This is a genomic window from Prosthecobacter sp. (assembly GCF_020439865.1).
Taxonomy (GTDB): Bacteria; Verrucomicrobiota; Verrucomicrobiia; order Verrucomicrobiales; family Verrucomicrobiaceae; genus Prosthecobacter.
This window is the reverse complement of the sequence record NZ_JAGRPF010000120.1, coordinates 1-9,194: the sequence shown is the minus strand read 5'-3', so window position 1 is coordinate 9,194 and position 9,194 is coordinate 1. Positions and strand designations below refer to the sequence as shown.

Sequence of the window (9,194 nt, the reverse complement as noted above, 5' to 3'; positions counted from 1 at the left end):
GGGGGGGGGGGGGCGGGGTTTTGCCCGGGGGGGGGGGGGGCGGGAGGCGGGCCGGCCAGGGGGGGGGCCGGGGGGGGGGGGGGAGGGGGGGGAGCGCCGGGGGGCTTCGGTGCCACGGGGGGCCGCGCAGCGGGAGGCATTGAGCCGGAAGGTGCCGGGGCTGTCGGAGGAGGGGATGAAGCTACAGGGATGGCAGATGTCGTCTTCTTAGAGGGGGGGGACATCGGGGGCGCCGGCAGTTTCACCGGAGCGGTGCTGGACTTTGGCGCTGGCGGGGGCAGCGGAGCCGAAGGCAGCTGAATAGGTGCCGTGGACTTCTTGGACACCATGGGAACCACGGAAGTCGTGTTCAGAGAGGCTGGAATTCCACCGGTCGCGGGTGAGATCGGAGCAGTGGATTCACGTGGCTGGGTGACACCCGCCCCAGGGCGGCCACGCAGGGTGATGCGCACTGTTTCTTTCTTCAACGGCACCGCAGCAGTCTTCGGTGTCGAGCCTGACGGCGGTGGAGGGGGCGTGTTTTCGGGTTCGCTCATGATTCAGAGACTGGAAAGGAAATGATTCGGGGAATTCATAACATTTAGCGAATTTCGCCCCTTGGCGTCAATCCCTTTCTCCTCGCAGGTTGCAAAAGAGCCTCCCTTGTTCGTTAGTTTTCAGATCCGACCCGTCTTTGGGCGGCTTTTCCTCTCATGAACATTCTCGTCACCGGCGGAGCCGGATTCATCGGATCCCACACCGTCGAGCGTTTGCTACGTGATCAAACCGGTCGTGTCACCGTCCTCGACAGCCTCAACGACTACTACAATCCCGCCATCAAGCGCGACAACCTCAGTGCTCTCGGACCGGATGTGGTGTTCCGCCAAGGGGAACTGACCGACGCCCAGTTCGTCTCCGACACCTTCGAGCAGGGTAAGTTTGACGCCGTCATCCACCTCGCCGCCCGCGCTGGCGTGAGGCCGTCCATCGAGCAGCCGGAGCTTTACATCGACACGAACATTAAGGGCACCTTCAACCTCCTCGAGGCCGCCCGCCGCACCGGCGCGAAGCACTTCGTCTTTGCCAGTTCGTCCTCCGTCTATGGTGTGAACAAGAAAGTGCCCTTTGCCGAGACCGACCCCATCCTGCAGACCATCAGCCCCTACGCGATGACGAAGATGGCCGGAGAGCAGATGTGCTCGAACTACAGCCACCTCTACGGGATCAAGACCGTCGCCCTGCGCTTCTTCACCGTCTATGGCCCGCGCCAGCGCCCCGACCTGGCGATCTCGAAGTTCACACGCCTCATCGAGGACGGCAAACCCATCGACAAATACGGCGACGGCACCACGCGGCGCGACTACACCTACATCACCGACATCGTCGATGGCATCATCGGTGCCCTGAACTACCGCAGCGGTCCGATCTGCGACATCTTCAATCTCGGTGGCTCGCAGAACGTCTCGCTCAACGATCTCATCACCACGATCGAGGACGCGCTCGGAAAAGGGGCCACCATCAACCAGATGCCCGACCAGCCCGGCGATGTTCCGATCACCTCCGCCGACGTGAGCAAGGCGAATGCTCTCCTCGGCTTCAAGCCCACCACCTCCATCGCCCAAGGGGTGCCCAAGTACGTCGAGTGGTTCCGCGACATGCGGGCGCGGGGCATCACGGTGTGCTAGGCGTCAGAAATGCGGCGCGGACACCGTGCCCTCCTCAATCTCCTGGCGCTTCTTGCGCACGATGCCGTCGGCGATTTCAAGGACCATTTCTTCCAGCAGCAGGCGCAGGTGGCTGCCGGGGCGGTAATCGGCGGGCGCGATGTGTTTCACGCGGTCAGCGAGGCCGGTGAGCTGGTAGCATTTGCGGAAGCTGCTGCGGCTCTGTTCGTCCGGATTGTACACCGCCACCGCATGACCGCCGTAGCGCTTCATCAGGGTGAAGCACGGCACGTCCGTGGGGCCGTCACCGACGTAGATCATGTTTTGGAACGGAATCGGCCGCAGCTCGTGCGCCATGTGATCATTCACATCCTCATGCGGCTCCAGCATGCCCTTGTTGATGCGGAAGATGTACTGCGTCTTCGTCGTGTGGCTGATGACGCGCTTCGGGAAGGTGATGCGGCCGTTTTTGTCCTCACCGAACTCGCAGCCAAAGATGCGCTTCACGTGAGGCGCTAGCGCGGAACCGTCCAGCAGCGCCTTCAGGCCGCTGGAAATGATGTAGTGCTCGATCGTCACCCCGAGCAGCTTGTGCTGGTCATTCAGCACGTTGTTCAGCTCGTCGAAGAGCTCCGGCACGCCTTTGAAAAAGCGCAGCTTCGCGCCCAGCTTGCGCAGATCCTCGTTCGTCGGCCGGTCCATGTCGAGGTAGTCGAGCATGCACTTCAGGTAGGCCAGCTCGCCGTCGTAGCCTTCCTGGTCCACCAGTTCGCGGCTGCGTTTCCAGAACTGTCCGGGATTGATCCCGAAGTGCGGGAAGAGCGTCTCGTCCTGCATGTAGGTGGGACTCAGCGTCTGGTCGTAATCGTAGATGATGCCGATGGTGGTCTGCTGGGAGGCCATGGGGAGATTTGATGGTTGTTTGCGGTCGTTGACGAGGGCTGACGTTGGTTTGGAAAACAATCGTCAACCACAGTCAACAACTGCCAACCACCGTAAACCGGCACCCTTCACACCAGCGACTCGAAAGCGCTGGAGAGTGTCGGATGCCTGAAATCGTAGCCCATCTCCGTAGCAACGCGAGGAATCACTCGCTGTCCGCCCAGCAGCATCTCCTCCGCCATGCCGCGCAGCAGGAGTTTCAGCGCAAAGGCGGGAGCATGGAAAAACGCGGGACGTTTCAGCGCCGCGGCCAGCTTGGTGGTGAACTCCGCATTCGTAATCGCCTCAGGCGCGCACAGATTCACCGGACCGCGCACCGTTTCGGTTTCAACTGCCTTCAAGATGATCTGCACCGCATCGTCGATATGAATCCACGACATCCATTGTTCTCCTGAGCCGAGTCTGCCGCCGAGCCCGAATCCAAACACCCGCTTAAGCATGGGAAATGCTCCACCTTCGTGTCCTAGCACAATGCTAGAACGCACCACGACGACGCGAATTCCAAGCGCCTCAGCACGCGATGCCGCCTTCTCCCAGCCTGCGCAGACATTCGCCAAAAAACCTTCCCCACATGGTGAAGTCTCATCCACAGGATTATCGCCACTGTTTCCATAGAATCCGGCACCTGACGCACACACCAGCACCTTGGGCCTGTTCTCCGGCTTCCAAGTCTTCAGATGAGTCACCAGCGCGTCCGTGAAGTCCACACGGCTTTTCCAGATGCGGTCGCGTTTCTCCGGCGTCCACAGCCCTATGAGCGATTCGCCAGAGAGATGCACCAGCGCGTCGAGTTTCGTCTCTGGCAGCGCATGCGGAGCGTTTTTCGGCTGAGTCAGACCTGCTCCCGGCCTGCGCGAATACGCGATTACGTCGTGCCCTTGCTCTCGAGCGCCAGAGCTGAGATGCCTGCCAATGAAGCCCGTTGCTCCTGTGATTCCGATGCGCATGAGAACTTTAGTGAGTAACGGGCGCCAGCACTTCATTGCGCCGCAGGAAGCCGGGTGTCCATGGCGGGTCGTAGTAGGCGCTGAAGGGCTGCCCGTTTGCAGTGAGCTTGTTCTGAGCCATCCAAGCCCTGAGTTTCTCCAACGCCTGCGGCTCACTCTTCGCGCTGCGGCTGCCGCTGTAGCGGTAGGCGGCCACGCGCTGCGCCTTCATCGTGTCCACGCTCACCTGATCGGAGGCTGGTGCGGGCGCGTTCTCCTTGTGCATCTCCGGCACCACGAAGGCCATCTTGCCATCCACCATGAAGACCGGCGTGGTCATGGCGATCTTCTCTTTCTTAACGTTCCCTCCGTCGATGTAGCGGAAGAGCCGCATGAAGCTCGAATTGTCCGCATCCCGTGATGTGGTGGCGATTTTCAGTTCGGGATACTCACGAATCTCGAAGTCGCCGTCCGTGCGGATGAGTTTGTAAGGTGCCGTTTCGTAACCCGACCTCGAAGTGACGCACGCAGCGATGCCGAGTGCCGCTCCGATGGTCACAAGGGCCCAAATAAACCATTTTTTCATGCCGGGGATACGTCTTTAAAAGTTCATCTGGCTGGCTTTTCCAGAATGAGGCATCGAAACGATCTTCCCATGAACGCCGGGTGGGTCAGAGAGTTGAACTGCCGCATCATGGCGGCATCCAGAGGCCGGCCTTCGAAACTTTGCAGCCATGGCATTGCCATGCGGCCCAGCACGCGGCCTTGGAGATCGTATTCGCGTTCGACAAGGCCATGCCGGAGGGCTTCGGCGATGAGCCGGGTAAAATTGATGTGCGTGGTCAGATCGCATCCGCCCAAATCTTCCAGCACATGTCCGTCCATCTGGTGCTGCCGATAGCGCCGGATCGTGCCTCCGGCGCGCGAGTCGGCAAAGAACTCCTCGGCATCCAGGCCGTAGTCCGCGATGAAGATCGCACCGCGGAATGCCGCCTGCGCGAGCTCCCGTATCCATCGCAGCATGGCGAGATTGATTTCGAGAGTGTGGCCGGTTTCGAGATCGTGCGGGAGGTGTTTTACCTCTTCTTCAAGCTCATCGTTGGAGCAATCCCCCGGCACAAAGCGAAACGCCTCGGTGCCGTCGGCTTCGACGAACAGTTCCTCCCAGCGCTCGCCACTCCAGCGCACGAGATGGACGGGAAAGGCGTCGGGCAGCTCGTTGCAGAGGAAAAAGCCGTGCTTGGGCCCGGATCGCAGCGCGGCAAGGTTTTCCACCCACCGCACACGGCTACCGAGGCGTTTTGTCTGTGCTTCGCGATAGCGTGGATTCGGCTCCACAATGAGGTAGCGCACCGGCCGGTCACCGACCGTGCTCAGAATGTCCTCCGCGAGCTGCCCGTCATGGCCACCTTGTTCGATGATAGTGAAGTCCTCCGGTTCGCCTTGCGCCTCCCATTCTTGGAGAGCACGCATGGCCAGCAGTTTGCCAAACAGCGACCCCACGCTCACGCTGGTGAAAAAATCGCCTTCACGACCGATTCTGCGCGGCCCGGCTCCATAATAGCCATGCTCAGGATGATAGAGCGCCAGTTCCATGACTTGTTCAAATGGCAGCCGGCCGGCAGGCGTGGCGGCGAGCTGTTCATGGAGCATCTGGGGCAGGAGAGGCATGAGGAGACGAGACGGGAAAGAACTGGCGCGGATTGTGAAGGGCGGGTAGTTTCCTTGCCCATCTTTTTATCTGACCATGTTCCGTGATGATCCCGATCCTCAGCCTGTGCGCAACTGGCGTGGCGAAACCGGCTTGAAACTGCCGTTTTACCGTCGCGGCTGGTTCAGTGCCTTGATGGCCCTCGGGCTGCTCGGCGTCGTTGCCGCGTTTGGCTGTTACAGCGTCGTTGTGGCTCCATTGAGGAGGGATGCGGAGAAGTACGATCTCGAGGAGCTCAAGAAGCTCGAAGCCGCCAGCATCATCTTTGACCGGGATGGCGAGGAAATGGCCCGCCTGTATGTGTTGAACCGCACCCCGGTGCCGATCACCGATGTCCCGCAGCATTTGATCGATGCCCTCGTTGCCCAGGAAGACTCGCGTTTCTTCAAGCACGACGGTGTCGATTACATCGGCCTGGCGCGTGCCGTGAAGGAAAACGTTATGGCGCGTGAGGTTACGCAGGGGGCCAGTACGATCACCCAGCAGCTCGCCCGCCAGACGTTCAAACTCCTCGAGCGCAGCTACAAACGCAAGATTCTGGAGGCCTTCATCGCCCAGCGCATCGAGAAGCAGTTTTCGAAATCGGAGATTCTTGAGCTCTACCTGAACCGCATTTTCTTCGGCATCAATTTTTACGGCGTGCAGGCCGCGTCACGCGGCTACTTCGGCAAGGATGTGAAGGAACTGAGCATCGAGGAGTCGGCCACGATCGTCGGCCTGATCAAAAGCCCCAACAACATCCAGCCCATCAAGCATCCAGAGCGTGCGTTGAAGGAACGCAACTACGTGCTCGAGCGCATGTCCATCGAAGGCACCTTGACGAGGGAAGAGGCGGCAAAGCTCAAGACCCGGCCGCTCGTCACCGCCCCGCAGAGTTCGGATCCGCGGTTGAGCTACGTTTTTGATGCCGTGCGCCGTGAGGTGGTGGATCTCGTCGGTGAGGAGCGTGCTTCCATCGGCGGCTTTCATATCTACACCAGCATCGATCAGGATCTGCAAAAGGCTGCGGAAGAGGCGGTCAACAAACGCTTGGCCGAGGTCGAGAAGCGTGCCGGTTACGAGCATCAGACTTTTGCGCAGTTCCGCGCCATCATGGCCGACTATCGTGCGCGAATGAAGCGTGGCGAGATCGACCCTGCCACGCCGAAGCCGCTTCCGGAGTATTTGCAGGCCGCCGCCCTGATGATCGACAACAACGACGGCAGCATTCTGGCGATGGTGGGTGGACGCGACTTTGCCGACAGCCAGTTCAATCGTGCCACAGATGGTGTGCGGTCGGTGGGCACCGCGTTCACGCCTTTGGTCTACGCGGCGGCGTTCAGCAGTCCGGGGATTTATCCCGGCACGAAGGTCGAGGACGCGCCGCTGGACAACCGCCGCGTCATGATTGGCGGTCTCACGGGAATTCTGGGTGAATGGGGCGCCGAGGTGGACAATCCGAAGTGGTCGCAGGCACCGATGAGCTCGCGTGAGGCGCTGGTGCAGGGGCGCAACTCCGCCACGGTCCGTCTCGGAGAACGCGTGGGGGTTCCCATGGTCAAACAGGTTGCGCAGAAGGCTGGCATCACCACCGAGATGCGTGACTATCCTTCCACCTTCCTCGGGGCCAGCGAGGCCCGGCTGAGTGAGATGTGTCTGGCATATTCCAATTTTCCCACGCTAGGGAGCCGTCCGCAGAAACTGAACCTCATCCAGCGCATCACCGACAGCAACGACAAGGCCGTTTTCCAGATTTCCGAGGCTGCGCTGCGCAGTGTCCAGAGCATGGATCCCATCGCCGCCTATCAGACGCACACCTGCCTTGTCGACGCTCTCCATGTCGGAACGGGCAGCCCTGCGGTCAGTGACTACAAGCTGGGTGAGTTTGTCGCCGGCGGCAAAACCGGAACGCATTATGAGTTCAAGGATCTCTGGTTCCTCGGCTACACCTCGGGTGTTACCTGCGGTGTGTGGGCCGGCTTTGACAAGGCAAAGACCATCTATCCCGGCGCCTTCTCAAACCGCATCGTGCTGCCCGTCTGGGTGGACATGATGAACTCCAGCGTCTCCCGCTTTGCCCCCCAGGAGATCCAGCCTCCGCAGACGGCGGAACGCGTGGAGATGTGCCAGCGCAGCGGCATGCGTGCCACCGACTACTGCTACGAGAAGATCAAGGGCCCTGACGGACGCGAGAAATCTGTGCGCTCTACTTACTTCGAGTATTTGCGCCCCGGCACCCCGCTGGAAGGCTTCTGCACGCTGCACACTGGCGAAGGGCTGCCGAGCGAGATTCAGCAGTTCCGCTACAGTATGCCCGTCGGTGGCATTGGGTCTGCGCCCCTGATCGCCGAATATGCCAAGTGGGCGCACATCGAGCCCATCCGCATGAAGGCGCTCACCGTCGTCGGCGACGATCCCTACAATTCGGAGCAGGCCGTTCCTCGCGCCAGCCCGGTGAACGACGACGGCACTCCGATTCGCAAGGCCATCCCCGTCGATGCGGTGGACACACCCGACGAAGGGCCCACGCTCAAGCTCGCCCCGCCGCCGCCGATGAAGATCGAGCTGTGAGTCTTGGAAAGTGGTGACTCCTCATTTCGATCCTCGTAGCAGGATCGCGCCCTTCTCCGCATCAAACTCCTTCTCCCACTTCGCCACGATGAGCGTGGCCACGGTGTTGCCCACGAGATTGGTCAGCGCACGCGCCTCGGACATGAATCGATCAATGCCGATGAGCATCGCGAGCCCTGCGACAGGTATGCCGGTATCGATGGTCGATAATGTCGCGACGAGCGTAATGAATCCTGCACCGGTGACACCTGCCGCGCCTTTGGAAGTAAGAAGCAGCACGGCGAGCAGACCAAGCTGCTGCCAGAGCGTCAGCGGCGTGTTGGTGGCCTGCGCCACGAACAGCGCGGCCAGCGTGAGGTAGATGCAGGTGCCGTCGAGATTGAAGGAATAGCCGGAGGGAATGACCACGCCGACCACCGACTTGTCGCAGCCGTGCTTCTCGAGCTTCTGCATGAGCTGCGGCAGCGCCGTCTCCGATGAGGAGGTGCCCAGCACCAGCAGCAGTTCGTCTTTGATGAAGACGAGGATCTTCCACAGGCTGAAACCGAAAAAGCGTGTGATCAGGCCGAGCACCACAAACACAAACAACCCGCAGGTCACATAGACGCAGCCGAGTACCTTGGCGAGCTTCAGCAGCGTGCCCGGTCCCTCGGAGCCGACGGTGAAAGCCATGGCGCCAAACGCCGCGATGGGCGCGACCTTGGTGATCATCGCCACCAGCTTGAAAAACACCTCTCCCACCACGTGCAGCAGCTCCAGCACGATCTGACCGCGCTCGCCCATCTGGCACATCGCGATCGCGACGAGAATCGCCAGAAACAGCGCTGGCAGCACCGACTCGTCCGTGAAAGCGCCCACGAAGGTCTTCGGCACGATGTTCATCAAAAACGTGACCGTGCTCGTGTCGTGGGCCTTGGCGGAGAATTCGGTGATCTTGGCGGTCTCTTTCGCCGTGGCTTCGCTGTGCATGCCCGCACCAGGTTCGGCGATGTTCGCCACAAGCAGGCCGATGACCAGCGCCAGCGTCGTGAGCACCTCGAAATAGATCAGCGCCTTCAATCCGACGCGCCCCACGCGCTTCAGGTCGCCCATGCTGGCGATGCCCGAAACCACCGTGCAGAAAATGATCGGCGCGATGAGCATCTTGATCGCCTTGATGAAGATCTCCGCCAGCGGCTTGAGCGTCGTGCCGGTTTCCGGGTAAAATAGGCCCGTCAGCACGCCCAGAACGATCCCGATCAGCACCTGCACATAGAGAATTTTCAGCCACTTCATGGGCGCCGATGCTGGCAGGTCTCCGGCAAAAGCCAAGAGGCTTTCTTGCACCCTCCGCCGGGCGTGCTAGGCTCGCGGCCCTCTAACCTCCAATTCGCACGCATCATGGGCAAAACTCTCTTCGAAAAAGTCTGGGAATCGCACGTC

Annotated in this window: 7 protein-coding genes; 2 read left to right on the top strand and 5 right to left on the bottom strand. The window is 60.8% G+C overall.

The window, feature by feature from the left end:
* The first annotated feature begins 692 nt into the window (after nucleotides 1-692).
* Nucleotides 693-1,664, top strand: coding sequence for an SDR family NAD(P)-dependent oxidoreductase (locus KDL09_RS14370; RefSeq protein ID WP_294386378.1), 972 nt, complete (start codon nucleotides 693-695; stop codon nucleotides 1,662-1,664).
* Nucleotides 1,665-1,667: 3 nt separating this feature from the next.
* Here KDL09_RS14370 and KDL09_RS14365 read toward each other — a convergent pair whose 3' ends face one another.
* From KDL09_RS14365 to KDL09_RS14350, 4 genes are all read right to left on the bottom strand, one after another.
* On the bottom strand, nucleotides 1,668-2,546 hold the full coding sequence (locus tag KDL09_RS14365) for an HAD family hydrolase (protein WP_294386375.1): 879 nt from the start codon (nucleotides 2,544-2,546) through the stop codon (nucleotides 1,668-1,670).
* 107 nt (nucleotides 2,547-2,653) lie between these two features.
* The gene (locus tag KDL09_RS14360; protein ID WP_294386372.1) at nucleotides 2,654-3,532 is read right to left on the bottom strand and encodes a TIGR01777 family oxidoreductase; all 879 of its coding nucleotides are present in this window, start codon (nucleotides 3,530-3,532) and stop codon (nucleotides 2,654-2,656) included.
* 7 nt (nucleotides 3,533-3,539) lie between these two features.
* Entirely contained in the window at nucleotides 3,540-4,097 is a 558-nt protein-coding gene (locus tag KDL09_RS14355) for a heme-binding protein (protein WP_294386369.1), read from the bottom strand.
* Nucleotides 4,098-4,120: 23 nt separating this feature from the next.
* Nucleotides 4,121-5,182, bottom strand: a complete 1,062-nt coding sequence (locus tag KDL09_RS14350) for an SAM-dependent methyltransferase (RefSeq protein ID WP_294386366.1) — start codon at nucleotides 5,180-5,182, stop codon at nucleotides 4,121-4,123.
* 76 nt (nucleotides 5,183-5,258) lie between these two features.
* On the opposite strand from KDL09_RS14350, the gene KDL09_RS14345 reads away from it, so the two are divergent.
* Nucleotides 5,259-7,772, top strand: coding sequence for a transglycosylase domain-containing protein (locus KDL09_RS14345; RefSeq protein ID WP_294386363.1), 2,514 nt, complete (start codon nucleotides 5,259-5,261; stop codon nucleotides 7,770-7,772).
* A gap of 21 nt (nucleotides 7,773-7,793) precedes the next feature.
* On the opposite strand, the gene dctA is transcribed toward KDL09_RS14345, so the two are convergent.
* Nucleotides 7,794-9,047, bottom strand: coding sequence for a C4-dicarboxylate transporter DctA (gene dctA / locus KDL09_RS14340; protein WP_294386360.1), 1,254 nt, complete (start codon nucleotides 9,045-9,047; stop codon nucleotides 7,794-7,796).
* Between the last annotated feature and the right edge of the window lie 147 nt (nucleotides 9,048-9,194).